The following is a 25,744-nucleotide window of genomic DNA, read 5'->3' as shown; positions in this document are numbered from 1 at the left end:
CGTCGCTGATCCATCACTGACACCTCGCTCCACGGCATGGACGGCCTCCCGAATCGACCAATCCAGCCAATTTTGACGTGTCAGCTATGTCTCCGAACACCTGTCAGTGATCTGTCCGGTCTAAACACTCGACCGGGCGATCCAGTATTCCAGAGGCGGCTGTGATTGACCGATGGGCCGCGGCGTACTGGGTCCCCCGGTCGAGCCGGGGGACGACAGCGAATATGCGGCCTTACGCCTTCTTCTTCACGTCCTTGACGTTGGAGAAGGTGATGCCTTCGGCGCGCTCGCGGGTGTAGCCGAGATAGAACTCGTTCTTGGCCATGAACACCGGATCGCCGTCGACGTCGTCGGCGATGCCGGAATTGTTGGCGGCGATGAAGGCCTCTAACTTCTTGCGGTCATCGGACGAGATCCAGCGCGCCAGCGAGAACTCGGAGATCTCGAACTCGACCGGCAGCGAATATTCGGCATCGAGCCGCGCCTTCAGCACGTCGAGCTGCAGCGGACCGACCACGCCGACCAGCGCGGGGGCGCCGTCACGCGGGCGGAACACCTGCACGACGCCCTCCTCCGACATCTGCTGCAACGCTTCCTTCAGCTTCTTCGCCTTCATCGCATCGGTCAGGCGGACGCGGCGGACGATTTCCGGCGCGAAGCTCGGCACGCCGACGAAGGTCAGATCCTCGCCCTCGGTCAGGGTGTCGCCGATCCGCAGGGTGCCGTGGTTGGGGATGCCGACGACGTCGCCGGCAAAGGCCTCGTCCGCCACCGAGCGGTCCTGGGCGAAGAAGAATTGCGGGCTCGACAGGCTCATGTTCTTGCCGGTGCGCACCAGCTTGGCCTTCATGCCGCGGCTGAGTTTTCCGGAGCACAGCCGCGCGAACGCGATGCGGTCGCGGTGGTTCGGATCCATGTTGGCCTGGATCTTGAACACGAACGCGCTCATGCGCGGCTCGGCCGCCTCGACCTTGCGCAGATCGGAATCCTGCGCGCGCGGCGCCGGCGCGAACTTGCCGAGGCCCTCCAGCAAGTCGCCGACGCCGAAATTGCGCAGCGCGCTGCCGAAATAGACCGGCGTCAGATGCCCTTCGCGGAAGGCCGCGAGGTCGAACGGCTTGCAGGCTTCCGAGGCCAGCGCGAGTTCGTCCCTGACCTCGGCGACGTCGAGATTGGGGTTGCGCTTGCCGAGATCGGCGATGTCGATCTGCTCGGTCGCGCCGGTCTTGGCGCCGCCGCCCTCAAGCAGCCGCACGCCGCCATTGACGACGTCATAGGTGCCGAGGAAGTCGCGGCCGCGGCCAACCGGCCAGGTCATCGGCGTGGTGTCGAGCGCCAGCGTCTTCTCGATCTCGTCGAGGAGCTCGAAAGTGTCGCGGCTCTCGCGGTCCATCTTGTTGATGAAGGTGATGATCGGGATGTCGCGCAGGCGGCACACCTCGAACAGTTTTCGCGTGCGCGCCTCGATGCCTTTGGCGGCGTCGATCACCATCACCGCGGAGTCGACCGCGGTCAGCGTGCGATAGGTATCTTCCGAGAAGTCTTCGTGGCCCGGCGTGTCCAAGAGGTTGAACACGAGGTCGTTGAACTCGAAGGTCATCACCGAGGTGACGACCGAGATGCCGCGCTCCCGCTCGATCTTCATCCAGTCCGAGCGCGTGTTGCGCCGCTCGCCCTTGGCCTTGACCTGGCCCGCGAGGTTGATGGCGCCGCCGAACAGCAGCAGCTTTTCCGTCAGCGTGGTCTTGCCGGCGTCCGGGTGCGAGATGATCGCAAAGGTGCGCCGTCGCGCCACTTCCTCTGAAAGCGGCGAGCGGGACGGCGATTCGGTTGAAACAGCGGTATCAGACATGGCGGGGCAGCGTTTGGCAGGGAAAACGGGCGCAATCAAGGGCGTTTTGTCGCAATGCGGGATGGCCGGACCACCCACATATAGGGAACGGAAGGACGACCTTCTCCTCACCATACCATCCGCGGGGACGACCCTGCTCTATCCGGAGGGTTCGTTATGGCTTGGGCCATTCTGTTCACCGCAGGCCTGCTCGAGATCGGCTGGGCGATCGGGCTGAAATATACCGAGGGTTTTTCGCGGCTGGTGCCGTCGGTGCTGACGCTCGCGGCGATGGCCGGCAGCGTCATCCTGCTCGGCATCGCGCTGAAGACGCTGCCGATTGGAACCGCCTATGCGGTCTGGACCGGGATCGGCGCGGTCGGCACCGCGGCGCTCGGCATCATCCTGCTCGGCGAGCCCGCGACCGCGATGCGGCTTGCCAGCATCGGGCTGATCGTGTCCGGCATCGTCGGGCTGAAGCTGGTCGGTTGATTGCTCGTTTTGGATGCGTTTTCTTGACGCGAACCGGCTTCCACTTCGCTCGAAAACGCTACTTCAGAACCTGCACCGCCCAATAGGTCGCGGCTGCGATCGCGGCCGAGGCCGGGATCGTGATCACCCAGGCGTAGACGATCGAGCTTGCCACGTTCCAGCGCACGGCGGACAGCCGCCGTGCCGCGCCGACGCCGACGATGGCGCCGGTGATGGTGTGGGTGGTCGACACGGGAACCCCGAGATAGGTCGCGATGAACAGCGTCGCGGCGCCGCCGGTCTCGGCGCAGAAGCCCTGCATCGGCGTCAGCTTGGTGATCCGCAGCCCCATGGTGCGGACGATCCGCCAGCCGCCCATCAGGGTGCCCAGCGCCATCGCGCTCTGGCAGGCCAGCACGACCCAGAACGGAATCTCGAACTTGTCGCCGAGATGGCCCTGCGAGTAGAGCAGCACGGCGATGATGCCCATGGTCTTCTGCGCGTCGTTGCCGCCATGGCCGAGCGAATAGAGCGATGCCGAGGCGAATTGCAGGATCCGGAAGGCGCGATCGACCGCGAACGGCGTCGAACGCACCGAGAGCCAGGACACGATCGCAACCAGCACCAGCGCCAGCAGGAAGCCGACCAGCGGCGACAGCACGATGGCGAGCAAGGTCTTGGTGAGCCCGCTCCACACCGCCGCCGAAATGCCCGCCTTCGCCATGCCGGCGCCGACCAGGCCGCCGATCAGCGCGTGCGAGCTCGACGAGGGAATGCCCAGCGCCCAGGTGATCACGTTCCAGGCGATCGCGCCGACCAGCGCCGCGAAGATCACGGTCGCGTCCACCACCGACGGCTCGATGATCCCGGTACCGATCGTGTTGGCGACGTGCAGGCCGAACACCGCGAAGGCGACAAAGTTGAAGAACGCCGCCCAGAACACCGCATATTGCGGCCGCAGCACGCGGGTCGAGACGATGGTCGCAATCGAGTTCGCGGCATCGTGCAGGCCGTTCAGGAAATCGAACAGCAGCGCGACCGCAATCAGGATGGTCAGGACCGGAAGACCCAGCGTGGCGTCCACGTGATGTCCCTGCCCTAAACCTGTTCAATCACGATCGAGTTGATCTCGTTGGCGACGTCGTCGAAGCGGTCGGCCACCTTCTCGAGGTGATCGTAGATCTCCGCGCCGACGATGAAGTCCATCGCGTTGGCGTCGCGGTGCTTCAGGAACAATTCCTTGAGCCCGATATCATGGAGATCGTCGACCCGGCCCTCGAGCTTGGTCAGCTCCTCGGTGATCTGGGTCAGCATCGAGACGTTCTGGCCGATCGCCTGCAACAGAGGCAGCGCGCGAACGACGAGATTGGCGGATTCGACGATCAGGGTACCGATCTCGCGCATCGGGGGCTCGAACTCCCGCACCTCGAACAGCATCACCGCCTTTGCGGTGGACTGCATCTGGTCGACCGCGTCATCCATCGCGGTGATCAGGTTCTTGATGTCGCCGCGGTCGAACGGGGTGATGAAGGTACGGCGAACCGCAGTCAGGACCTCGCGGGTGACGCTATCGGCATCATTCTCGAACTGGTTGACGCGCTGGCAGAAGACGGGGGTCTCCTCGCCGCCCTTCAGCATGTCCTGCAGCGCCAGCGAGCACTGCACGGAGGTCTGGGCGTGGCGGGCGAACAGGTCGAAAAATCGCTCTTCCTTGGGCAGAAAGGCGCGAAACCAGCGCAGCATGTCTCAATTCCATCATTCCGGGACAGCCCTTTTAGCGACTGTCACAGAACTGTCATAGAGCATCTGGCTGGGAAAATACCTGTAACGACCGCCCGAACGGGCGGTCGTCCACCGCTAAGTCGTCAGATGATCGGATGCCCTGCCCTACAGCGAGCGCCGCAGCAGGTGGGCCAGCTCACCAACCAGGCCGCGCCGGAACAGCAGCACGCAGGCCACGAAGATCACGCCCTGGATCACCGTCACCCACTGGCCGAAACCGGCGAGATATTGCTGCATAGCGATGATCACGAATGCCCCGACCACCGGGCCGAAGATGGTACCGAGACCGCCGACCAGCGTCATCAGCACGATTTCGCCGGACATCGACCAGTGCACGTCGGTGAGCGAGGCGTTCTGCGCCACGAACACCTTCAGCGAGCCGGCAAAGCCCGCCAGCGTGCCCGACAGGATGTAGGCCAGCATCTTGTACTGGTCGGTCTTGTAGCCGAGCGAGATCGCGCGCGGCTCGTTCTCGCGGATCGACTTCAGCACCTCGCCGAACGGCGAATTGATGGTGCGGTAGATCAGCAGGAAGCCGCCGAGGAATCCGACCAGCACGACGTAGTAGAGCACCGTCGGCTTCGACAGGTCGAAGATCCCGAACAGGTGCCCCTGCGGGATGCCCTGGATGCCGTCTTCACCGTGGGTGAACGGCGCCTGCAGATAGATGAAATAGAGCAGCTGCGACAGCGCCAGCGTGATCATCGAGAAGTAGATGCCCTGGCGGCGGATCGAGATGAAGCCGGTGACGAGGCCGAGCAAGGCCGCCGCGGCGGTGCCAGCCACGATGCCGAGCTCCGGCGGCAGCCCCCACACCTTCAGCGCATGCGCCGAGACGTAGCCCGCGGTGCCGAGGAACATGGCGTGGCCGAACGACAGCAGGCCGCCATAGCCGATCAAGAGGTTGAAGGCGCAGGCGAGCAGCGCAAAGCACAGCGCCTGCATCACGAAGAAGGGATAGATCCCCGTGAACGGCACCACTGCGAGCAGCACCGCCATCACGGCGAACACGATCATCTCGTCGCGCATCGCGCGCGGTGTCATCGGAAGTGTATCGTCGGTCAATGCTGACATATCAGGCCGCCCGTCCCGTCAGTCCCGTTGGCTTCACCAGCAACACCACCACCATCAGGACAAACACCACGGTGTTGGAGGCCTCGGGATAAAAATACTTGGTCAGTCCCTCGATCACGCCGAGCGCGAAGCCGGTGATGATCGAGCCCATGATCGAGCCCATGCCGCCGATCACGACCACCGCGAACACCACGATGATGAGATCGGCGCCCATCAGCGGGCGGACCTGGTTGATCGGCGCCGACAGCACGCCGGCGAGCGCGGCGAGACCGACGCCGAGCCCGTAGGTCAGCGTGATCATGCGCGGCACGTTGATGCCGAAGGCCCGCACCAGCGTCGGGTTCTCGGTGGCCGCGCGCAAGTAAGCGCCGAGCTGCGTCTTCTCGATCAGGAACCAGGTGGCAAGGCACACCACCAGCGAGAAGATCACGACCCAGCCGCGATAGATAGGTAAGAACATGAAGCCGAGATTGACGCCGCCCTTGAGCTGATCCGGGATCGAATAAGGCAGGCCCGACGAGCCGAAATAGTTCTGGAACACGCCCTGCACGATCAGCGCGATGCCGAACGTCAGCAGCAGTCCGTAGAGGTGGTCGAGGCCAGCGAGCCATTGCAGCATGGTCCGCTCGAGGATCATGCCGAAGATGCCGACGATGACAGGTGCGATGAGCAGCGCCCACCAGTAGTTGATGCCGCCCAGATTGAGCAGGAAATACGCCACGAAGGCGCCCATCATGTAGAGTGCGCCATGCGCGAAATTGATGATGTTGAGCATGCCGAAGATGACGGCGAGCCCCAGACTGAGCAGCGCGTAGAACGAGCCGTTGATCAGTCCCACCAGAAGCTGTGCGTAGAGAGCCTGCATCGAATGAGCTTTCGCTGGATAGATGAAGCCCGCCGGCCACGCCCATGGCCGGCGGGCATGATCGTCACTTCTTCAAAAGCGCACAGGTGCTCTTGTCGAGCGGCGTGAAGGCCTGGTTGCCCGGCACGGTGCCGACCAGCTTGTAGAAGTCCCACGGCCCCTTGGACTCCGAGGGCTTCTTCACCTCGAACAGATAGGCGTCGTGGGTGACGCGGCCGTTGGCCTCGACCTCGCCCTTGCCGAACAGCGGATCGTCGGTCGGGATGGTCTTCATCTTCGCGACCACCTTGGCGCCGTCATGCGGATTGCCGCCGAGCGCTTCCAGCGCCTTGAAGTAATGCGTGAGGCCCGCATAGACGCCGGCCTGCACCATGGTCGGGGGAGCGCCGCTCTTCATCTTCTCCGAGAAGCGCTTCGAGAACGCACGGGTGTTGTCGTTGAGGTCCCAGTAGAACGTCTCGGTGAAGTTGAGGCCTTGCGCGGTCTCGAGCCCGATCGCCTTGACGTCGGTGAGGAACAGCAGCAGCGCCGCGAGCTTCTGGCCGCCCTTGACGATGCCGAACTCGGCCGCCTGCTTGATCGAGTTGGTGGTATCGCCGCCGGCATTGGCGAGACCGATGATCTTGGCCTTGGAGGCCTGTGCCTGCAGCAGGAACGAGGAGAAGTCCGCGGTGTTGAGCGGGTGCTTGACGCCGCCGACCACCTTGCCGCCGTTGGCGAGGACGACGGCGGTGGTGTCGCGCTCCAGCGCCGCGCCGAACGCGTAGTCCGCGGTCAGGAAGAACCAGGTGTCCCCGCCCGCCTTCACCAGCGCCTGGCCGGTGGCGTGCGCCAGCATGTAGGTATCGTAGGTCCAGTGCACCGTGTTCGGCGTGCACTGCGCGTTGGAGAGATCCGAAGTCGCGGCGCCCGAATTGATGTAGACGCCGTTCTTCTCCTTGACGACGTTGTTGACCGCGAGCGCGACGCCGGAATTCGGCACGTCGACGATGGTGTCGACCTTGTCGACGTCGAACCACTGGCGCGCGATGGTGGTGCCGATATCGGGCTTGTTCTGGTGATCGCCGGAGATCAGGTCGATGGTCCAGCCCTTGGCCTTGAGGCCGGAATCTTCGATCGCCATCTGCGCCGCCAGCGTCGAGCCGGGGCCGGCGAGGTCGGCATAGAGGCCGGACTGATCCGACAACACGCCGATCTTGACTGTCTTGTCGTCAGCGGAGGCGACGCCCGCGACGGAGAGCACCATCGCGGTGCCGAGCAGAAGCGCTGAAATCGTATTCCTCATGGCGTATTCCCTCAGTTCTTAAATTTTCTGGGTCCGGCGATTTCACACGCCGAGATAGGTATGCAGCTTGTCCATGTTGGCCGACAGCTCCGAATTGGCGAAGCCGTCGATCACCTTGCCGTGCTCGACGATGTAGTAGCGGTCGGCAACGGTCGAGGCGAAGCGGAAATTCTGTTCGACCAGCAGGATGGTGAATCCCTCCGACTTCAGCCGCGCAATGGTGTGCCCGATCTGCTGAATGATGACCGGCGCCAGGCCTTCGGTCGGCTCGTCCAGCATCAGGAAGCGCGCGCCGGTGCGCAGGATGCGCGCAATCGCCAGCATCTGCTGCTCGCCGCCCGACAGCTTGGTGCCCTGGCTGTTGAGCCGCTCCTTCAGGTTGGGAAACAGCGTGAAGATCTGGTCGAGCGGCAGGCCGCCCGGGCGCACCACCGGCGGCAGCAGCAAGTTCTCGCGCACGTCGAGGCTGGCGAAGATGCCGCGCTCTTCGGGACAGAATGCGATGCCGAGCCGCGCAATCTTGTCCGACGTGGCGCGGATGATCTCCTTGTTGTCGAAACGGATCGAGCCGGTGCGCTTGCCGATGACGCCCATGACCGACTTCAACGTCGTGGTCTTGCCGGCGCCGTTGCGGCCGAGCAGCGTCACCACCTCGCCGGCCTTCACGTTGAAATTGATGCCGTGAAGAATGTGGGATTCGCCGTACCAGGCCTGCAGATCGCTGACCGTCAGCACCTCGGCGCCGGCCGCAGTCACGGGCCTCTCCGCCAGTTTTGCCTCAGCCATGCCCCGCTCCCAGATAGGCTTCCTTCACGCGCTCGTCCTTGGAGAGGTCGGCGTAGTTGCCCTCCGCCAGCACCTGCCCGCGCGTCAGCACGGTGATGATGTCGGAGAGGTTGGCGACCACCGAGAGGTTATGTTCGACCATCAGGATGGTGTACTTCGCGGAGATCCGCTTGATCAGCGCCGCGATCTTGTCGATGTCCTCGTGGCCCATGCCAGCCATCGGTTCGTCGAGCAGCATCATCTCGGGGTCGAGCGCGAGCGTCGTTGCAATTTCGAGTGCGCGCTTGCGGCCGTACGGCATCTCGACCGCCGGGGTGTTGGCGAATTCGCTCAAGCCGACGTCGTTCAGCAGTTCATGGGCGCGCGCATTGAAGCGGTCGAGCACGGTCTTCGAGCGCCAGAAATCGAATGACGAACCGTGCTGGCGCTGCAGCGCCACGCGGACGTTTTCGAGCGCCGTCATATGCGGAAATACCGCCGAGATCTGGAACGAACGGACCAGCCCGAGCCGCGCCACGTCGGCCGGCGGCATCGCGGTGATGTCCTGGCCCTTGTAGCGAATCTGCCCGCCCGTCGGCTTCAGGAATTTGGTGAGCAGATTGAAACAGGTCGTCTTGCCGGCGCCGTTCGGCCCGATCAACGCATGGATACTGCCGCGACGCACCTTCAGCGCAACGTCGCGAACGGCAAAGAAACCCGCGAATTCCTTGGTCAATCCGCTGGTTTCGAGAATGAACTCATCGGCCAAATAGATTCCCCCATACGCCATCGCCGCGAAGCCCGTCGCCCGCGTGGCCAGCTTTTTCGTGTTCGACAGGTTGTCCGTACGTCTTGGAAACCGTCCGGGGGCCTGTCGCCTCCGGGCCGGAATATGCCGTCATCTGCGGCGGTTACGCAAGGTGGAAAGCTGTGCAGTGCAGTATTCGCGCGACCGGTTCCGGTTGATCCTTAGTCGAATGGCCTTCGAGCGCGCTTTGCGCCTCGGAAAGCCGCCGTTAAGGGTGTTTTGCTCCGATCTTTCCTTTTCATAGAATATTTCCGCCTCTCGCCGAAGCTTTGGCCATTGAATGATGAATGGCTACCGCCTTGCATTTCGAGAGCGCCAATTCCTCGGTCGTCAAGTCGATCCGGCAACGTGATTTCCTCAACACGTGGCTGCGGCTTTATGCCCGCGACGCTGCGGCACGGCCGCCGCAGTTGCTTGACCTAGGCTAGCCCATGCCATTCAGGAGCGCCGATCCATCGGTGGTCAAATCGATCACGCAGCGGGTGCTGCTGAACGCCTGGCTGCGCGCGCTGCGCTCGCCGGACGCCCTTCCCTTGCTGTGCGATTTCCACACCGACGGCACCGCCGACGAGCGCGCCGACATGATGGGCTTTGACGTGGTCGGCAGCGGTGACGCCGCACGCTTCCTGATCACGCAGGAAGGCACGCGGCTGACGACGGCCTATGGCAACGAGCATGTCGAGCCGCGACTGCGCACCAACCGCTATCTCGATGATGCGATCGGCCCGGAGCGCTATGCCGGCGTCGTCCGCTCGTATCGCGCGTGCCTCGCGCGCAAGCGTCCGACCTATACGGTGGCGGAAGTCACCGACGCCGACGGCAAGGACGTGTCCTATGAACGGCTGCTGCTGCCGTTCGGACGCGGCGACACGGTGGAGCACATCATCGGCTCGTACAAGGCGATCAGCATCGAGGGCGGATTTCGGCTGCACAATCTGATGGGCGTCAAGGCGAAGGCGGTGCCTGTCGTCACGGTTCGCGCCGCGATCGACCGCAGGTTCGTGCCCGCAGATCATCCGGCGAGCCAGGATTCAGCCGAGCTGATCTAGGGCGTGTACCCCATCATGAATCCGGTACGCACGTGCGCGGGATGCGATGTCCGAGTTGCCCTCAAAAGCAGACATCGACGATCCCGAAGTGTATGTCAGCAAAGGGCCAGAACCGGACCTCATACGCCCTTCTATGAAGAGAGCGATGCGACACGAGCCTCAGGCTCGCCTACAGCCGGCGCCTCCTATGCCTACTCAAAGCACATTCAGGAGTTGGGCCCGACGCTCCTGAGCATGACCTTGTCCCGGTGATGGCGCGGCGCGGTTTCGTGCCCGCTCACGGATCGCGAGATGCGAGGTACGCTACAATCGCGAGAAGGTCCTGCTCGTCGAGATTGGCTACAACTTGGGCCATTAACGGGCTCCATTCTCCCGTTCGAACGCCATGCTGGAAGTCATAGAGCTGCCGGAACATGTAGCTCGGTGAGCGACCAGCAATGCTTGGCAGCGGTCCAAGCCCTTTCAGGTCCGCGCCATGGCACAACGCGCATTGGATCGTTTTGCCCGATCCACCTTTCATGACTAGCGCCTCGCCTTTGGCGAGGCTCCCGATTGGTGCATACGCTGTGAAGGTCGATCGAGGGTCGCGGCTTTCGAAGCGGAGCAGATCGTCGGGGACCTCCACGATCCGCGCTCCGATCGGCTCGCGCTCGCCGGTTTCCACCGCAGCCCAAAGCAGACCCGCCACATAGGTCTTTGGCGCGGTGTCGCTCTCGACCACCTTGATGCGTTTGCGCGGCTGCAAGGCCGAAAAGTAGGTTGCCGCGGCTTCGATTTCGGCGTCAGTGATCGGCTTAGAAAGCTCGATCATTAGCTTTGGCGGAATTCGCCCGGGGAGGGTTGTACCACGCGCCCCGCTCTTGTAGTCGGCCATCTGCTGGATGATGTAGCTCTTCGGCAGCCCTGCAAGGTCCGCGTTTTCCGGACCACCAGGCCCGGTGGCACGGTGACAATATCCGCATGCGAACACGCCGGGTTTGCGGCCGTTCGCAACGATGTCCGGCAGCGCGCCGTGGTCGCTGGGATGCCAAACCGGCGCAATGAAACGATCACGCAACTGGCTCCAGGTATAGCCGGCCGTGCTGTCTGGCACGCGAACTGGCTTTCCGTCATCGACGGGAGGCTTGTAGTCGGGATTGTTCGGCGTATAGGCCCAACCGGGAGGACCGTCTGCGGCGGTTGCCATCCGTATCGCGAGCAAGCCACAAACGATCACAGACGAGAGCAGCGCGGGAACAATCCTCATTTTCAGTTCCCCGAGTGTCCGAGCCGGCAGCTACGGGGAGCTTGCCTCACCCGTGAACTCCGGGCAAGTGCCCGCGACTGTCAACGAACTCAAAATAACTGAAGCCGCCCAAGCAAACCCGGGCCGCCGCGTGTGCCCCGCCGAAGCCATTCAGCCGCGACGTTTGATCTCGGCGTTGCCGTGAAGCCCCGCTGGGTTCGACGCGACCAAGGTCATTCATGACGCGAAAGTCGGTACCGTTTACTACCCGCTATTCGGTCAAGCACGACACCAAGTATGTCTGAGTTGGGTCATTTTCGACGGATTGGTCAGGGAGTGTCAGCAGGTGGATGTCCGCTTCTGTCCGTACGAGCCCAACGCGGCCGAACCAGAAGTCTCCTGTTTGGCCGTACTCCTGTGATTCAAACTTCCAAACCAGGGTTCGCGCGGAACGCGTCAGCCCTTCTTCCGCGCCTTGGCCGGCACTTCCTTGGCGTAGATGTCCGGCTTGAAGCCGACGACGCGCTTCGGCCCGAGGTCGAGCACCGGACGCTTGATCATCGAGGGCTGCTCGGCCATCAGCGCCAGCGCCTTGCGCTCGTTCAAACCTTCCTTGTCGGCATCGGGCAGCTTCTTGAAGGTGGTGCCGGCGCGGTTGAGCAGCGTCTCCCAGCCGACCTCCTCGCTCCACTGCTTGAGCTTGTCCTTGGCGATCCCGGCGGTCTTGTAGTCGTGGAAGTCATAGGCGACGCCGTGATCGTCGAGCCAGCTGCGCGCCTTCTTCATGGTGTCGCAGTTCTTGATGCCGTAGATGGTGATGGTCAAGGCCGTTCCCCGCATGCGATTGCTGCGGGAAACTAGCCTTGCAGCCATCACAGCGCCAGATCGGAGCTATCAGGTCTCCACACCGATATTGCTGGCGTTCAATGCGCGTAGCGCGTGAAGACGAAATCGTGATCGCTGGCATGGGCCTCGTGGCAGGCGAAACACGTCTCGTGCTGGGCGGCATCGACTGGCTTGCCGTCGATGAAGCGGCCAAAACCCCAACCGCCGGTCGAGGCATATCTGGCGGAGTCCTTGACCATCACCTGGACGGTGGTCGCCGGTCCCGTAATGAACGCGCCGTTGAGGCCCGCGACCGGCTTGCGCTTCCAGGCGAGCTTCACCAGCACGGTGCCGTCGGGGAATCGCGCGGCACCGTCCTGATAGGCCTTCACGGCGGTCGCATTGCCAAGCACGCTGCGCAATTCGTCGAGCCCGGTCTCCTCGCCGACCGCGATCAGCTTCCAGTCGCGATAACCCTCGGGAATTTTCACGCCGAAGATCGGCGATGCCAGCGCCGCATCATCGGCATGGCCGACGGCAAACGGCAATGAGGCGCTGATGCAGGCTGCAGCGATCGCGGCAGCTGCCCATCTCACAACCTGTCTCATGATCCCTGTCCGCGCTCGCTCAGGCCTTGCTGATGTCGATGATGGCCTGGGTGAAAGCCTGCGGCGCTTCCTGCGGCAGATTGTGGCCGATGCCGCCGGTCAGGGTCCGATGCTCGTAATGTCCGGAGAACTTCTTGGCATAGGCCGCGGGCTCCGGATGCGGCGCGCCATTGGCATCGCCCTCCATCGTGATGGTCGGGATCGCGATCGCGGGCGCCTGGGCCAGCGTCTTCTCGAACGCGTCGTACTTCGCCTCGCCTTCGGCGAGACCAAGCCGCCAGCGGTAATTGTGAATCACGATATCGACATGATCGGGATTCTCGAACGCCGTGGCGCTGCGGTCGTAGGTGGCGTCGTCGAACTTCCACTGTGGCGAGGCGAGCTGCCAGATCAGCTTATTAAAATCGTGCCGGTTCTTGGCATAGCCCTCGCGGCCGCGCTCGGTCGCGAAATAGAACTGGTACCACCATTGCAGCTCGGCCTTCGGCGGCAGCGGCACCTTGCCGGCCGCCTGGCTGCCGATCAGATAGCCGCTGACCGACACCATGGCCTTGCAGCGCTCGGGCCAGAGCACCGCCATGATGTTGGCGGTGCGCGCGCCCCAGTCGTAGCCGCCGAGCACGGCCTTCTCGATCTTCAACGCGTCCATCAGCGCGATGATGTCGGCGGCGACCGCGACCGGCTGGCCGCTGCGCATGGTATCGCTGGCGAGGAAGCGCGTGGTGCCGTAGCCGCGCAGATGCGGCACGATCACGCGATAGCCGGCTTCGGCCAGCGCCGGCGCGACATCGGCGTAGCTGTGGATATCGTACGGCCAGCCGTGCAGGAGGATCACTGCCGGACCCGACGCCGGGCCCATTTCGACATAACCGGTATCGAGCACGCCGGCATTGATCTGCTTGACCGAACCGATCGTGGTGTGGCTACCGGCCTTGACCGCTGATAACACCGGCTTGGACTGGGCCTCGGCCGATCCGATGAAGCCGAGCCTGGAAACGGCGAGGATCCCGCCGGCGATGCCAAGGAAGCGGCGGCGTTGCTGATTGATGGATTGGGACATGGCGATCTCCTGCGTCTGGTGTCGGATTGAATATTGCAGAGACCGCCCCAGTCCGCTTTCAGAGGACGTGGATTTGTCCTTCAGACCGTCGTGATTTTGGCCCCACGCCGCCTGTGCTAGGTTCCGCCCCGCATTCAGCCGCCGGCCGCCGGATCATCGAATTTGACTTACCATTTCAACGACTTGACCCTCGATTCCGGGCGCCGGGAGCTGCGCCGCGGCGGTGCCCTGGTGGCCGTCGAGCCGCAGGTCTTCGACCTGCTCGAGTTCCTGATCCGCGCCCGCGACCGCGTGGTCAGCCGCGACGAGGTGCTGGCGGCGGTCTGGCACGGGCGGATCGTCTCCGAGGCAACGCTGAGCAGCCGGGTCAATGCGGCGCGGACCGCGATCGGCGACAATGGCGAGGAGCAGCGGCTGATCCGCACCCTGCCCCGCAAGGGCCTGCGCTTTGTCGGCGATGTCAGGGAGGACAGCGCGCCCGATCATCCGGTCGCGGACAAGGCCGTCCCGCCGCGGCCGAGCGAGGGTCCGTCGATCGCGGTGCTGCCCTTCACCAATATGAGCGGCGACCCGGAGCAGGATTACTTCGCCGACGGGATCGCCGAGGACATCACCACCGCGCTGGCGCGCTGCAGCCGCCTCACCGTGATCGCGCGCAACTCCGCCTTCACCTATAAGGGCAAGGCGGTCGATATCCGCCAGGTCGGGCGCGATCTCGGCGTCGGCTACGTGCTCGAAGGCAGCGTCCGCCGCGGCGGCGACCGCCTGCGCATCACCGGCCAGTTGATCGACGCCGTCTCCGGCGCGCATCTGTGGGCCGACCGCTTCGACGGTGCGGCGACCGACGTGTTCGACCTGCAGGACCGCATCACCGAGAACGTGGTCGGCGCGATCGAGCCGACCTTGCTGGTCGCGGAGGCCGAGCGGGTACGGGCGGCGCCGCCCGACAGGCTCGACGCCTACGATTTGCTGCTGCGCGCGTACAGTCTGAGGTATGAGTTCACGCCCGCAAGCATGGAAGCCGCGCTCGATTGCCTCGACCAGGCGCTGGCGCTCGCCCCCGCTTACGCGCCGGCGCTGGCGGCGTCGGCCTATTGCCACGCCATGCGTCATGTCCAGGGTTGGTTGAAGCCTGATGACTCCTACCGGGAACGCGCGGTCGCGCAGGCCTGGCGCGCGGTCGAGCTTGCGCCCGGCGATCCGCAGGTGCTGTGGATGGCGGCGTTTGCGATCTGGAACATGGCCGACGAGATCGAGCCCGCGCGCGAATTGTTCGAGCGGTCGCTTGCAATCAACCCGAACTCGGCGATGGCGCTCGTCCTCTGCGGCTGGATCGAGGCGATGCGCGGCAACCAGCAGGCCGGCCGCACGATGATCGAGCGCGCGCAAAGACTCAACCCGCGCGACCCGCGCGGCTGGTTCGCCTCCGCGGCGCTCGCGATCTGCGCGGTGCTCGACGGAAACTTTGCCGAAGCGGTGACATGGGCCGACAGGGCGCTGGCGCAGAACCGCCGCTTCGCGGTGGCACTCCGCGTCTTGATCGTCGCGCTGGTCAAGACCGGCGAGAACGAGCGCGCGACCCAGATCGCGCGCGAATTGCTCAAGGTCGATCCGGAGTTCACGATCTCCGGATTCCTGGCGCGGATTCCCTTCCCGGTGCAATCGATGTCCGCGACTTATCGTGAAACCCTCAAGGCGGCCGGCGTCCCCGACTGACGCCGCTCTGACGACGCGACGATCATTCACCCGTGGTACGCCGCGCGGCTTGTTTGGCAGCATCGGCCTGACGGCAGTCCTTTCCTCGTCTTAGGGTTCGTAGCGCATGATTCGACCCGCTTCGGTCAAAGATTTGAATCATGGCTCGGCAGTCAGGCCCAATGAGCCCGTGCCGACGACGGTGGTCGCGATGTGCCCGGAAGCGGACGCGTTATGCTCACCTTGAGTTTTGTCGAGTTTGCCCCCAAGCGAAGCCCGCGCGTTTCTCCCAGACCGCAGCAGGCGCTACTTCGCGCCGATATCGTTCTCAAGGCTGTCAAAGCCCCCGAGCTGGGCGATTTTTTCGAGGTCGCCCAGCGTGACGACAGGACGTTTGAAATCAAGAATGCCTTGGGTTCGGAACGCCTGAAGGATACGATTGACATGCACGACACTCAATCCAAGCGCGTCGGCCAGCTTCGATTGAGTGATTGGAAATTCAAACTGCTCGTTGGCGACCATACCCATCGCTCCAAGCCGCTGGCGCAACTCCGCAATCAAATAGGCCATGCGTCCCGGTGCCGATCGCGTGCCGAGATTGACGATCCATTGCCGGAACAACGCGGCATCAACAAGCGACTCGCGCCAGAGCGCTCGGGCCAAAGCCGGCCGCGTACTAAGGATCCGTTCGAGCTGATCGTGATCGATGAAACCAACCTGCGCTTTTGAGAGCGTCGTCAAGTCGTGGTCCATCCGCTTCAGCGCCAAGCCCTGAAGATCGGGTATGTCACCTGCGATGTGAAACGATAAGATCTGCCGCTGACCGTCCTCAGACACTTTGGAGCGATAGGCAAAGCCGCTCAGGATCACGCAGCATTGGGTGCTAACGTCTCCCTCGCGAACGATCGGCGCATCTTCCGGCAAGTTCTTCACCGGCGCGATGATGGACCGGAGGGCTTCAACATCTTCATCGGGCAACTCAGAATGTTGACGCAACTTGCGGATCATCATCTCGATCGGCATCTTATGTTCCTTGTCAACCGCTTGAGACAGGAAGCCGTCCGGTTCCACCCCACCATACGCCCGGAACGAGCGCAGAGGTTAAATATTATCCCACTACGTCAATTATGCCGATCGGTCGTGTGAATGCGGTATTTTTTTCACATCGAGCATGGGAAGCGGCATTTTCCCGACGAAATCGGCGAAGAGCTTCCCAACGATGACGCAGCCTGGAAGGAGGCCACGATCACTGCTGGAAAGCTCCTCCAAGACCTGGATGGCTCGCTGAGGCCAGACCTGGAATGGCGGATGGAAGTAACCGATGCGGCAGGAAATCTATTGTGGGTTCTCCGCCTGCTGGCTGAAAGGCACTGAACATCTGTCGGCACCTGTCTCACTTCTGGCTTCGGCTTCTGGCCCTCTTGCAGCAGTGAATCGATCGCCGGCGAGATAGGGGCAATCCGCGAGGCGGCGGATAACCAACCCCAGCCGGCTCTCGAAGGTCTCGCGTGCCCAGCAGGTCACCCGGGCATCTCGCTCGGCTGCGGGCGCCAGTTGGCGACCGACAATGACGGCGTTCATCGGCCCGGCGAGCCCGGCCTCGCCCAGGTGGAGAAATTGCAGATAGGAAGCGAAGGCGGGATCGTCCGGGGCGACGACAAGCGAACCTGAGCCGTGGCGGGCGAGCAGGTATTCGAGAATCGCGATCGATTCGACCATGATCGTCTCGCCGTCCTGCAGTGCGGGAATGAAGCCGGCGGGGTTGATCGCGATGTGCCCGGAAGCGGACGCATTATGCTCACCTTGAGTTTTGTCGAGTTTGACCCATTGCGGACGTGCGGCGGGCTCGAAACGAAGGCAGTCGATATCTGGACCATGGCCAATTCATCACGCAATCTGCGCTATCATTTCGATAGTGAGGAAACGAGGCAAAATGAGCAAGCTCGAAAGACTTGTCGGAACATGGCTTCAGGTTTCGATTGATACGGTCGCCGCCGATGGCACAAGGCGTCCTCTTTATGGAGAAAATCCAAAGGGTATCGTCATTTACACGAGCGACGGCTACTTTTCTCTGATGCAAGCCCGCGCTGACCTCCCGAAGCTACAATCGGGATTACCTTCAAAAGCAACTGCCGATGAAGCGAAGGCCGTGATCACCGGATCAATCGCGTATTTTGGGACTTACTCTCTTGATGAAGCAACCGACACCCTCAGTCTGGACATTCATGCCAGCACTCTCGCAAACTTCACTGGCAATCCTGAAGAGAAGCGAACGATCACGTTGCTAACCGACAACGAGCTAAAGTTTACGAGATCGTTTGTGCGCGGAGTTACCCTTGAAGCCGCTTTCAGGCGAGCGACATAACGAGCGGCAGTGTCTGCTGTTGCCCGCCATTTCCGAAGTTGAGGGTAGACCGGACCTGACTGCCCACGGTCGAAATCGGCGCTTGTGACGCAAAGCAGTCAAGAGAATGCTCCCACGAAATAATCTTCCCATGGTCTCTCGTCGGCGGCGGTTTCTCGTGTGGAGCTAACGTGGTCCGCGGCTTGACGTCGAGCGGTCGGGAACACTCCTACTTCGTCCTCAAGCCATTCCTGATCTCAGACGGTGTCGCGTTGTAGCGGCGTCGAAATGCCCTGTTGAAGTACGAAAGGTCATTGAAGCCGAGCTCGAATGCGATTGTGCTGATCGCGCGGCGCGAATGGAGGGGGCTTCTTAGAATTTGATAAGCCCGCGCCAGGCGCCGGCCGAGAACGAATTCCGAGTAGGTGACGCCCTCGCTCTCGAACAGCTTGTGTAGATAACGCACCGTCACGCCATTGTGGGTCGCGACCATCGTCGCGTTCAGCTTGCTCTCATCGAGATTGGCGACGATGTCCGCCTTGATTGCGGCCAGCCGGACCGCGCCCACGGCTCTGTCCGTGGCAAGCACCTTGGCGTCGCTGCTCGCCCCAAGGGCCAATGCGACGAGGTCATAGAAGTGGCTGATGATGAGCCGCTGCGAGGCGGGCGCCGCCAATACCTCATCTTCGGCGACGACGTCGAGATATTTTCTCAGGAGTCTCAGCCCGCCTGTATCCCTCGCTATGCGCCGCATCGTTGAATTTTCGAGCTTGGGAACAAGCGGCGCAATTGCAGATCGGGGCACGCGTATCCCAGCGATGTTGACGGATGACGGCGAGGTCATCGTCCAGGTGGCCTCCTCGTTCGTCATCAGCACTGCGTCCCCGTCACTGAGCATCATCTCGCGGCCGCGCAGGCTTCCCACGGTCGTTCCGGTCAGGGTCATGCAGAGATAGAGGTGGTCACCTTCTTGCCGCACACCCTCGCGGCGGACGCTCGTATAGCCCGCCGTCAGGATGCGGAGCCCGGGCATTGTGCGATTGACAAGATCAACCCGAGGCACAGCATTGCCATAGCGAACAAATTTGGTCGGCAGCAGGCCGCGCTCATGCAGTTCTTCGAGCGTTTTGCCTTGTGCTTCTTCCGCCAAGGCGCGGCTCGAGAACCGAACGACTGTGTACTCCGGCGTCGACGTCACCATCGGCCATCCTGCAAGGGCATACGGATCGCTCTGCACAGTCTAGCAGACAGGACACTTTAGTCCAAGCCGGCCTTCCCTCCTGTCCAAGACCGCTTGGCCGTGACGGCGCAAGTTCGTTACCGGTGAAGGTTCGGCGCAATTTGGCAGGCAATGAACATGTCAAGATCAATCGGCCGGCACGCAATCGTGGTCGGAGCCGGCATGGCGGGACTCTCTGCCGCGAAAGCCCTGTCGTCGTTCTTCGCCACCGTCACCGTGCTGGAGCGTGACGCACTGCCGTCAGCGCCGGTCACGCGCAGTGGCACGCCCCAAGCGCGACAAGTCCACGTCCTGCTTAGAGGCGGCCTCGACGCGCTGAGCGAGCTCTTGCCGGATTTTGAAACGGAGCTTGAGCGCGCTGGGGCGGTTCGCGTGCGGGTCGGCTGTCAATTTCGCCTCGAAATGCCAGGCTTTGATCCGTTTCCGCGGCGCGATGTCGGATTCGACTGTCTCAGCATGACGCGGCCGCTTCTGGAATTCGTGGCGAGAGGTGCTCTCCAGCGAGAGAGCAACGTCGCGCTAGAGCCAAATTGTCGTGTTACGAGCTTTCTGGAAACGCCCGGCAAGGATGCGGTGGCAGGCGTGCGCTACGAAGGCGAGGACGGGCAGAGCCACGAGCTTGCGGCTGACTTGGTCGTCGACGCGTCGTCTCGCGGCGCGCTGACGCTGGATCTGCTCAACAGGATCGGCTCGCCGCCGCCCCAAGAGACCGAAATCGGCATCGACCTTCGCTATGCGACCGCGATGTTCGAGATTCCGCCTCGGGCGCCCCCTGATTGGCGTGCCGTGCTACACCGGCCCGCCGCCCAGAGCGGCCGCGGCGGCTTGCTTGTGCCGGTCGAAAACAACTGCTGGCAAGTCCATGTCAACCATATGCATGGCGCAACCGTGCCTGAAAACGTCGTGGACTTCATCGCATCGGTCAGGACGCTGCGGACACAGACGATTTATGCCGCGATCAAGGACGCCGTGCCCATCGGTCCGATCCACCGATTCGTCTTTCCGTCGAGCGTTCGCCGCCGATTCGAGGCCCTTGAGCGCTTTCCGGATCGTCTGCTGCTGCTCGGCGATGCGATCTGCCGCTTCAATCCAGCGTCTGGCCAGGGCATGAGCGTAGCCGCGCAGGAAGCCGCTGTCCTGAAACGGCTGATCGAAGTGCGGGCCTTGGATGCGCAGCCGCTCAAGGGGATCGCGCGATCCTTCTTCGCGTCGATACAGGATCTTCTGGCTGCGCCGTGGGCGACTGCGGAGAGCGACTTCATTTATGAAAAGACACGCGGAGAGCGTCCGCATGATCTCAGCGAGCGCATGAATTTCAATGCGGCCCTGCAGCGCCTGGCGAGCCAGGATGCCGCAGTGCATCGGATCATGAGCGAGGTGGTACACCTCGTGAAGCCGTCCAGCGCTTTGCGCGATCCCCGGATCGTCGGTCGGGTCACAGCGCTGATGGCTGCCTCCGCTTGATCCCTGGAGAAGAGCCAATGTGCAGCCTCGTGCGAAAATTCGTGATGCTTTCCGCCTTGCTCGTCATGTTCGTCGGCAGTGCATCCGCTCAGAAGCAATACGGTCCCGGCGTCAGCGACACCGAGATCAAGATCGGCAACACCATGCCGTACAGCGGTCCGGCATCGGCCTACAGCGTCATCGGCAAGACGATGAGCGCCTATTTCCGCATGATCAACGACAATGGCGGCATCAACGGCCGCAAGATCAACTTCATCTCCTATGATGACGGCTACAGCCCGCCAAAGACCGTGGAGCAGGCGCGACGGTTGGTCGAGAGCGATGAGGTGTTTCTGATGTTTGCACCGCTTGGCACCGCGACCAACGCTGCCATCCAGAAGTATATGAACACCATGCGCGTGCCGCAGCTCTTCGTGCTGAGTGGCGCCTCGCGCTGGGGCGACCCCGAGCATTTTCCATGGACAATCGGCTTGCAACCCAACTACCGCGCTGAAGCGCGCGTCTATGCCAGCTATGTTCTCGGGCAACATCCCGGCGCCAAAATCGGCATCCTCTATCAGAACGACGATTTCGGAAGGGACTACCTACTGGGATTGAAGGATGTGCTGCAGGACAAGTACGACGGGATGGTCATTGCCAGCATGCCGTATGAAACCACGACGCCAACGATCGACTCGCAGGTGGTCGCGATCAAGACTGCCAACCCTGACATCTTCCTCGATATCGCCACGCCGAAATTTGCAGCCCAGGCGATCAAGAAGATCGCCGAACTCGATTGGCACCCCGTCCATATCGTGACGAATATATCGGTTTCTGTCGGAGCCGTGCTGAAGCCCGCCGGACTCGACAACGCCAAAGGCATTCTCAGCGCGGGTTTCCAGATGAATGTCACGGATCCGCAGTGGGACGGCCACCCAGGCATGCAGCGCTTCCGCGCCTTCATGGCAAAATACTACCCGGAAGCAGATCGTTCGGAGAGCAGCCCCATGATCGCCTTCAACGCATCGAACGCTCTGGTCGAGGTGCTCAAGCGTTGTGGCGACAATCTCACGCGCGAGAACGTCATGAAGATCGTCGCCAACCTCGATTTCGAGATCGATGGCTTGATTCCCGGCATTCGCGTGAAGACGACCGAGACGGATTTCTATCCGATTGAACAGGTGCAAATGATGCGCTTCACCGGCGAGCGGTGGGAGGCATTCGGGCCGATATTGGATGGCCATGTGGGGCAAATTGCTCCCTCCTCGAACTAGGCGCGGCTGCAAACGGTCGTTGGTGAAGCATGGCTTCACTTGCCCACATATCGCCCCAGCGGGGCCGCTTCTTTGGTTTCGCTCACGTCGCTTGTTGGCCCTTCGGCGATCTCGGGAGATGTCCGCTTTTCCGCCGCTGTTGCGCTCAAGCGGACATCAGGCGCCGGCCGCTCAATGAGTACACGGCTTACGCGGTACTACTCCAGTCGCTTGGCCGCTCCGATGAAGCGAGCGCTACAATCCCGGTGATCTCGCCGCCCAAGCCTTGGTGGCCTGGCAGCTTTCCATCGCTCTGGTGTAGGCGGGGCGTGACGTCGTCCGGGCGAGATAGTCCCGCTCGGTCAAACCGGGGACGTAGTTGCCGGTTCGCATGCCGAGCAGGAGGGCGTAGCTCACCGAGATATCGGCAGCAGTGAATCGGTCGCCGGCGAGATAGGGACAATCCGCGAGGCGGCGGATAACCAACCCCAGCCGGCTCTCGAAGGTCTCGCGTGCCCAGCAGGTCACCCGGGCATCTCGCTCGGCTGCGGGCGCCAGTTGGCGACCGACAATGACGGCGTTCATCGGCCCGGCGAGCCCGGCCTCGCCCAGGTGGAGAAATTGCAGATAGGAAGCGAAGGCGGGATCATCAGGGGCGACGACAAGCGAACCTGAGCCGTGGCGGGCGAGCAGGTATTCGAGAATCGCGATCGATTCGACCATGATCGTCTCGCCGTCCTGCAGTGCGGGAATGAAGCCGGCGGGGTTGATCGCGAGGAAATCGCGATCGTTCCCGACTGCGAGCAGATCGACCGGGCGCAGCCGATAAGCCAATCCCAATTCCTCGAGCAGCCAAACGACACGGAAGCCACGACCTTCGCCATAGACGGTGAGCATAGTTGAGCATTCCTGGATTGGGCTGGATGAGGCGCATTCCCTCTTCCCGCCTGCGCTATGGAAGCATCAGTTGCAAACGCCGCAACTGCCATAGGGCAAAAGGCAAACGGCAAAAGGCAAAAGGCAAAAGCCTTGGGGCGAGCGGACGCTGGCGCAATTTCTGAATATTAGAAATATATTCCTGATTTGCCCGACGTGTCAAGTTGCCTGGTCGAACGCCGGCCGCCGCCGGCTCCTTTGCATGGGGTTGTTTTCGATATTTTGGCAGCGCCCCCCTGCGACGGCCCCATAACTTCATATTGCTCTAGCCGGAGCCGCCCGGCTCGAGCGCTTCGCCGAGCTCGAGCGGATGCGCCATGGTCTCGTGCAACGCGTCCTTGTCGAGCTCGCCCTCGGAGAGGCTGATCACGACGCAGGCGACGCCGTTGCCGATCAGATTGGTCAGCGCGCGGCACTCGCTCATGAACTTGTCGATGCCGACCAGGATCGCGATCGACTGGATCGGAATGTCGGGCACGATCGACAGCGTCGCGGCGAGCGTGATGAAGCCGGCGCCGGTGACGCCGGAGGCGCCCTTCGAGGTGATCATGGCGATGCCGAGGATGCCGAGCTCCTGCCAGATCGTCAGATGGGTGTTGGTGGCCTGCGCCAGGAACAGCGTCGCCAGCGTCATGTAGATGTTGGTGCCGTCGAGATTGAAGCTGTAGCCGGTCGGCACCACGAGGCCGACCACCGAGCGCGAGGCGCCGAGATGCTCCATCTTCTGGATCATCTGCGGCAGCACCGTCTCCGACGACGAGGTGCCGAGCACGATCAGGAGCTCGTCCTTGATATAGGCGATGAAGCGGATGATGGAGAAGCCGGATAGCCGCGCGATCGCACCGAGCACGATCAGCACGAACAGGACGCTGGTGAGGTAGAAGGTGCCGATCAACGCCGCCAGATTCACCAGCGAGCCGAGGCCGTAGGCGCCGACCGTGAAGGCCATCGCGCCGAACGCGCCGAGCGGCGCGACGCGGACGATCATCCGGATGATGCCGAAGAACATCTTGGACGCCTTGTCGATCGCCTCGGCGATCGGCTCGCCGGGCTTGCCCATCAGGGCGATGGCAAACCCCGAGAGGATCGAGATCAGCAGCACCTGCAGCAGGTCGCCGCGCGCCAGCGCGCCGAAGAAGCTGTCGGGAATGATCGCCATCAAATGGGCAACGATGCCCTGCTCCTTCGCCTGCGTCACGTAGGTGGAGACCGATTTCGGATCGATCGTGGCGGGATCGATGTTGAAGCCGCGGCCGGGCTGCAGCAGCTCCCCGATCAGAAGGCCAACTGCGAGCGCGACCGTCGACACCGCCTCGAAATAGACCAGCGCCTTCAGCCCGACCCGGCCGACGCGCTTGAGGTCGCCCATCGAGGAGATGCCGTGCACCACGGTGCAGAAGATCACCGGCGCAATCATCATCTTGATCAGCGCGATGAAGCCGTCGCCGAGCGGCTTCAACTGCTTGCCGAGGCCGGGGTAGAAGTGTCCGATCAGGACGCCCGCCACGATCGCGATCAACACCTGGATGTAGAGGATCTTGTACCAGGGCTGATGTTTGTGATGGGCGGCGGGCTTGATCGCGTCTGTGGCCATGAGATGTCCCGGGCTGGAATGAACTCAACTGGTGATGCCATCTTGGCGGAGCCGCGCGCAAGCGACAATGGCCATTCGCGCCCGCCGCGTGCGCACACGAATCTGTCATAGACTACGGCCGGTTCGCATCCGGAGGCTGAGATGGAATTCACCGCGCTGTTTCTCGCCATCACCATCGCCATGCTGGTGGCCTGGCGTGGCCCGCGTCCGGTCGCGATCGGATTGTTCGCGGTGATCCTGGTCGCCTGCGTCGCGACCTTGCTGCACCACGCCACCGACCGTCTCACCCTGTCGTTCTGAGGCCAGCCATGACCGACACGCAGGCGGTGACCCTCAATGCCTTCGCGCTCTATGGCCTCGCGCTGTTACTGGCCGCAGCTTTTGCGGCCCAGCTGCTGCTTCACGAGCTGCCCTGCCCGCTGTGTTTGTTGCAGCGCATCCTTTTCGCCCTGCTGGCGATCGGACCGATCCTGAACATCCGCTTCGGACCGCGGCCGAGTCATTATGCCTTGTCGCTGCTGACGGCCGTGCTCGGCGCCTCGGTCTCGACCCGGCAGGTGCTGCTGCACATCCTCCCCGGCGACGCCGGCTATGGGTCGGCGCTGCTCGGCTACCACTATTATACCTGGGCGCTGATCGGATTCATCGCCGCGATCGTCCTGCTCGCCGCCATGCTGCTGTTCGACCGCCAGTTCGACCACCGCGCGGCGCCAGGCGCCTCACCCGGCCGGTTCGCACAAGGTGCGGTGTGGCTGGTGGTCGGGCTAACGGCGCTGAACGTGCTCTCCACCCTGCTCGAATGCGGCTTTGCCGCCTGCGCCGACAATCCGATCATCTATGAGCTGCTGAAGCAGACGCGTTAGGGCCGGTTGGGAATATTCAACCCGCGTTCCACCGCCGGTCGCTTGAGACCGCGCTCCAGCCAGGCCGCGACATGGGTGAACTGGTCGAACTCGACGAGTTCGCGCGCGCCGTAGAAGCCGATCAGATTGCGCACCCAACCGAGCATCGAGATGTCGGCGATGCTGTATTCATCGTCCATGAACCATTGCCGCCCGGCGAGATGCGTTTCCATCACGCCGAGCAGGCGCGCGGATTCGGCGACATAGCGCTCAAGCGGCCGCTTGTCCTCATAATCCTTGCCGGCGAATTTGTAGAAGAACCCGACCTGGCCGAACATCGGCCCTAAGCCGCCCATCTGGAAGTGCACCCACTGGATCGCCTGGTAGCGGCGCGCGGCATCCGCCGGCAACAACTTGCCGGTCTTCTCGGCGAGATATTGCAGAATCGCCCCGGACTCGAACAACGGCAGCGGCTTGCCGCCGGGACCGTTGGGATCGAGGATCGCCGGGATCTTGCCGTTCGGATTCAGCGACAGGAACTCCGCCGTCTTTTGGTCGTCCTTGTTGAAGTCGACGAGATGGACCTCGTAGGGCAATCCGATCTCCTCGAGCATGATCGAGACCTTCACGCCGTTCGGCGTCGGCAGCGAATAGAGCTGCAGGCGGTCCGGATGCCGGGCGGGCCAGCGTTTTGTGATGGGAAAGGCTGACAGATCGGTCATATCAGACATTCTTTGCACGGTTGTTGT

Annotated in this window: 28 protein-coding genes; 10 read left to right on the top strand and 18 right to left on the bottom strand. The window is 62.7% G+C overall.

Annotated features, from left to right (window positions below):
* Nucleotides 1-232: 232 nt before the first annotated feature.
* Nucleotides 233-1,852, bottom strand: a complete 1,620-nt coding sequence (locus AC066Y_RS19635) for a peptide chain release factor 3 (RefSeq protein ID WP_478275317.1) — start codon at nucleotides 1,850-1,852, stop codon at nucleotides 233-235.
* A 156-nt stretch (nucleotides 1,853-2,008) separates the two neighbouring features.
* Between AC066Y_RS19635 and sugE the strand changes: the two genes are divergently transcribed.
* A complete protein-coding gene (sugE, locus tag AC066Y_RS19630; protein ID WP_092113374.1) occupies nucleotides 2,009-2,323 on the top strand; it encodes a quaternary ammonium compound efflux SMR transporter SugE in 315 nt (104 codons plus the stop codon).
* Between the two features lie 58 nt (nucleotides 2,324-2,381).
* On the opposite strand, the gene AC066Y_RS19625 is transcribed toward sugE, so the two are convergent.
* The 7 genes from AC066Y_RS19625 to AC066Y_RS19595 form a co-directional block, all read right to left on the bottom strand.
* Complete coding sequence (locus tag AC066Y_RS19625) at nucleotides 2,382-3,386, bottom strand: inorganic phosphate transporter (protein ID WP_478275316.1); 1,005 nt, start codon at nucleotides 3,384-3,386, stop codon at nucleotides 2,382-2,384.
* A gap of 14 nt (nucleotides 3,387-3,400) precedes the next feature.
* The gene (locus tag AC066Y_RS19620) at nucleotides 3,401-4,045 is read right to left on the bottom strand and encodes a DUF47 domain-containing protein (protein ID WP_478275315.1); all 645 of its coding nucleotides are present in this window, start codon (nucleotides 4,043-4,045) and stop codon (nucleotides 3,401-3,403) included.
* A 144-nt stretch (nucleotides 4,046-4,189) separates the two neighbouring features.
* On the bottom strand, nucleotides 4,190-5,158 hold the full coding sequence (locus tag AC066Y_RS19615) for a branched-chain amino acid ABC transporter permease (protein WP_478275314.1): 969 nt from the start codon (nucleotides 5,156-5,158) through the stop codon (nucleotides 4,190-4,192).
* Between the two features lies 1 nt (nucleotide 5,159).
* Nucleotides 5,160-6,023 carry a branched-chain amino acid ABC transporter permease gene (locus AC066Y_RS19610; protein ID WP_050406473.1) on the bottom strand — a complete coding sequence of 288 codons (864 nt, stop codon included), beginning with the start codon at nucleotides 6,021-6,023 and terminating at the stop codon, nucleotides 5,160-5,162.
* Between the two features lie 64 nt (nucleotides 6,024-6,087).
* A complete protein-coding gene (locus AC066Y_RS19605; protein ID WP_478275313.1) occupies nucleotides 6,088-7,308 on the bottom strand; it encodes an ABC transporter substrate-binding protein in 1,221 nt (406 codons plus the stop codon).
* Between the two features lie 42 nt (nucleotides 7,309-7,350).
* Entirely contained in the window at nucleotides 7,351-8,094 is a 744-nt protein-coding gene (locus AC066Y_RS19600) for an ABC transporter ATP-binding protein (RefSeq protein WP_478275312.1), read from the bottom strand.
* Nucleotides 8,087-8,842, bottom strand: a complete 756-nt coding sequence (locus AC066Y_RS19595) for an ABC transporter ATP-binding protein (RefSeq protein ID WP_478275311.1) — start codon at nucleotides 8,840-8,842, stop codon at nucleotides 8,087-8,089. Before AC066Y_RS19595 ends, AC066Y_RS19600 begins: the two co-directional genes overlap by 8 nt.
* A gap of 326 nt (nucleotides 8,843-9,168) precedes the next feature.
* On the opposite strand from AC066Y_RS19595, the gene AC066Y_RS19590 reads away from it, so the two are divergent.
* Both AC066Y_RS19590 and AC066Y_RS19585 read left to right on the top strand, forming a co-directional pair.
* Nucleotides 9,169-9,309, top strand: coding sequence for a hypothetical protein (locus AC066Y_RS19590; RefSeq protein ID WP_478275310.1), 141 nt, complete (start codon nucleotides 9,169-9,171; stop codon nucleotides 9,307-9,309).
* Between the two features lie 3 nt (nucleotides 9,310-9,312).
* Nucleotides 9,313-9,930 (top strand): hypothetical protein, encoded by a 618-nt coding sequence (locus AC066Y_RS19585; protein ID WP_478275309.1) that lies wholly within the window; start codon nucleotides 9,313-9,315, stop codon nucleotides 9,928-9,930.
* A gap of 277 nt (nucleotides 9,931-10,207) precedes the next feature.
* Here AC066Y_RS19585 and AC066Y_RS19580 read toward each other — a convergent pair whose 3' ends face one another.
* From AC066Y_RS19580 to AC066Y_RS19565, 4 genes are all read right to left on the bottom strand, one after another.
* Nucleotides 10,208-11,176, bottom strand: a complete 969-nt coding sequence (locus AC066Y_RS19580; RefSeq protein ID WP_478275308.1) for a c-type cytochrome — start codon at nucleotides 11,174-11,176, stop codon at nucleotides 10,208-10,210.
* 435 nt (nucleotides 11,177-11,611) lie between these two features.
* A complete protein-coding gene (locus tag AC066Y_RS19575; RefSeq protein WP_143201626.1) occupies nucleotides 11,612-11,980 on the bottom strand; it encodes an ArsC family reductase in 369 nt (122 codons plus the stop codon).
* Nucleotides 11,981-12,078: 98 nt separating this feature from the next.
* Complete coding sequence (locus AC066Y_RS19570) at nucleotides 12,079-12,588, bottom strand: cytochrome P460 family protein (RefSeq protein WP_478275307.1); 510 nt, start codon at nucleotides 12,586-12,588, stop codon at nucleotides 12,079-12,081.
* A gap of 19 nt (nucleotides 12,589-12,607) precedes the next feature.
* Complete coding sequence (locus tag AC066Y_RS19565) at nucleotides 12,608-13,648, bottom strand: alpha/beta fold hydrolase (RefSeq protein WP_478275306.1); 1,041 nt, start codon at nucleotides 13,646-13,648, stop codon at nucleotides 12,608-12,610.
* A gap of 162 nt (nucleotides 13,649-13,810) precedes the next feature.
* Here AC066Y_RS19565 and AC066Y_RS19560 point away from each other — a divergent pair, with 162 nt between their 5' ends.
* Complete coding sequence (locus AC066Y_RS19560) at nucleotides 13,811-15,364, top strand: winged helix-turn-helix domain-containing tetratricopeptide repeat protein (protein WP_478275305.1); 1,554 nt, start codon at nucleotides 13,811-13,813, stop codon at nucleotides 15,362-15,364.
* Between the two features lie 285 nt (nucleotides 15,365-15,649).
* Here the strand turns inward: AC066Y_RS19560 and AC066Y_RS19555 are convergent, their stop codons facing one another.
* The gene (locus AC066Y_RS19555) at nucleotides 15,650-16,366 is read right to left on the bottom strand and encodes a Crp/Fnr family transcriptional regulator (RefSeq protein WP_478275304.1); all 717 of its coding nucleotides are present in this window, start codon (nucleotides 16,364-16,366) and stop codon (nucleotides 15,650-15,652) included.
* A 123-nt stretch (nucleotides 16,367-16,489) separates the two neighbouring features.
* On the opposite strand from AC066Y_RS19555, the gene AC066Y_RS19550 reads away from it, so the two are divergent.
* The gene (locus tag AC066Y_RS19550; protein WP_478275303.1) at nucleotides 16,490-16,717 is read left to right on the top strand and encodes a DUF6894 family protein; all 228 of its coding nucleotides are present in this window, start codon (nucleotides 16,490-16,492) and stop codon (nucleotides 16,715-16,717) included.
* Here AC066Y_RS19550 and AC066Y_RS19545 read toward each other — a convergent pair.
* Nucleotides 16,679-17,209, bottom strand: a complete 531-nt coding sequence (locus AC066Y_RS19545) for a glutathione S-transferase family protein (RefSeq protein WP_478275331.1) — start codon at nucleotides 17,207-17,209, stop codon at nucleotides 16,679-16,681. The two genes, AC066Y_RS19550 and AC066Y_RS19545, sit on opposite strands and share 39 nt — an antisense overlap.
* A gap of 67 nt (nucleotides 17,210-17,276) precedes the next feature.
* On the opposite strand from AC066Y_RS19545, the gene AC066Y_RS19540 reads away from it, so the two are divergent.
* The gene (locus tag AC066Y_RS19540) at nucleotides 17,277-17,708 is read left to right on the top strand and encodes a lipocalin-like domain-containing protein (protein ID WP_478275302.1); all 432 of its coding nucleotides are present in this window, start codon (nucleotides 17,277-17,279) and stop codon (nucleotides 17,706-17,708) included.
* Nucleotides 17,709-17,916: 208 nt separating this feature from the next.
* On the opposite strand, the gene AC066Y_RS19535 is transcribed toward AC066Y_RS19540, so the two are convergent.
* Complete coding sequence (locus AC066Y_RS19535; RefSeq protein ID WP_478275301.1) at nucleotides 17,917-18,888, bottom strand: helix-turn-helix domain-containing protein; 972 nt, start codon at nucleotides 18,886-18,888, stop codon at nucleotides 17,917-17,919.
* A 150-nt stretch (nucleotides 18,889-19,038) separates the two neighbouring features.
* Here AC066Y_RS19535 and AC066Y_RS19530 point away from each other — a divergent pair, with 150 nt between their 5' ends.
* A complete protein-coding gene (locus AC066Y_RS19530; protein ID WP_478275300.1) occupies nucleotides 19,039-20,391 on the top strand; it encodes an NAD(P)/FAD-dependent oxidoreductase in 1,353 nt (450 codons plus the stop codon).
* Nucleotides 20,392-20,408: 17 nt separating this feature from the next.
* Nucleotides 20,409-21,644, top strand: a complete 1,236-nt coding sequence (locus AC066Y_RS19525) for an ABC transporter substrate-binding protein (protein WP_478275299.1) — start codon at nucleotides 20,409-20,411, stop codon at nucleotides 21,642-21,644.
* Between the two features lie 234 nt (nucleotides 21,645-21,878).
* Here the strand turns inward: AC066Y_RS19525 and AC066Y_RS19520 are convergent, their stop codons facing one another.
* Both AC066Y_RS19520 and AC066Y_RS19515 read right to left on the bottom strand, forming a co-directional pair.
* Complete coding sequence (locus tag AC066Y_RS19520; RefSeq protein WP_478275298.1) at nucleotides 21,879-22,520, bottom strand: glutathione S-transferase family protein; 642 nt, start codon at nucleotides 22,518-22,520, stop codon at nucleotides 21,879-21,881.
* Between the two features lie 304 nt (nucleotides 22,521-22,824).
* Complete coding sequence (locus AC066Y_RS19515) at nucleotides 22,825-24,153, bottom strand: dicarboxylate/amino acid:cation symporter (protein WP_478275297.1); 1,329 nt, start codon at nucleotides 24,151-24,153, stop codon at nucleotides 22,825-22,827.
* 141 nt (nucleotides 24,154-24,294) lie between these two features.
* Between AC066Y_RS19515 and AC066Y_RS19510 the strand changes: the two genes are divergently transcribed.
* The gene (locus tag AC066Y_RS19510; RefSeq protein WP_176531827.1) at nucleotides 24,295-24,453 is read left to right on the top strand and encodes a DUF5993 family protein; all 159 of its coding nucleotides are present in this window, start codon (nucleotides 24,295-24,297) and stop codon (nucleotides 24,451-24,453) included.
* Nucleotides 24,454-24,461: 8 nt separating this feature from the next.
* Nucleotides 24,462-25,016: a disulfide bond formation protein B gene (locus AC066Y_RS19505; protein ID WP_478275296.1), complete on the top strand. Its 555-nt coding sequence runs from the start codon at nucleotides 24,462-24,464 to the stop codon at nucleotides 25,014-25,016.
* On the opposite strand, the gene AC066Y_RS19500 is transcribed toward AC066Y_RS19505, so the two are convergent.
* On the bottom strand, nucleotides 25,013-25,717 hold the full coding sequence (locus AC066Y_RS19500; RefSeq protein WP_478275295.1) for a glutathione S-transferase family protein: 705 nt from the start codon (nucleotides 25,715-25,717) through the stop codon (nucleotides 25,013-25,015). The two genes, AC066Y_RS19505 and AC066Y_RS19500, sit on opposite strands and share 4 nt — an antisense overlap.
* Nucleotides 25,718-25,744: the final 27 nt, after the last annotated feature.

This window comes from Bradyrhizobium sp. USDA3010 (genome assembly GCF_056429065.1).
The sequence above is the reverse complement of the archived record's forward strand: the minus strand, read 5'-3'. Positions and strand labels throughout refer to the sequence as shown.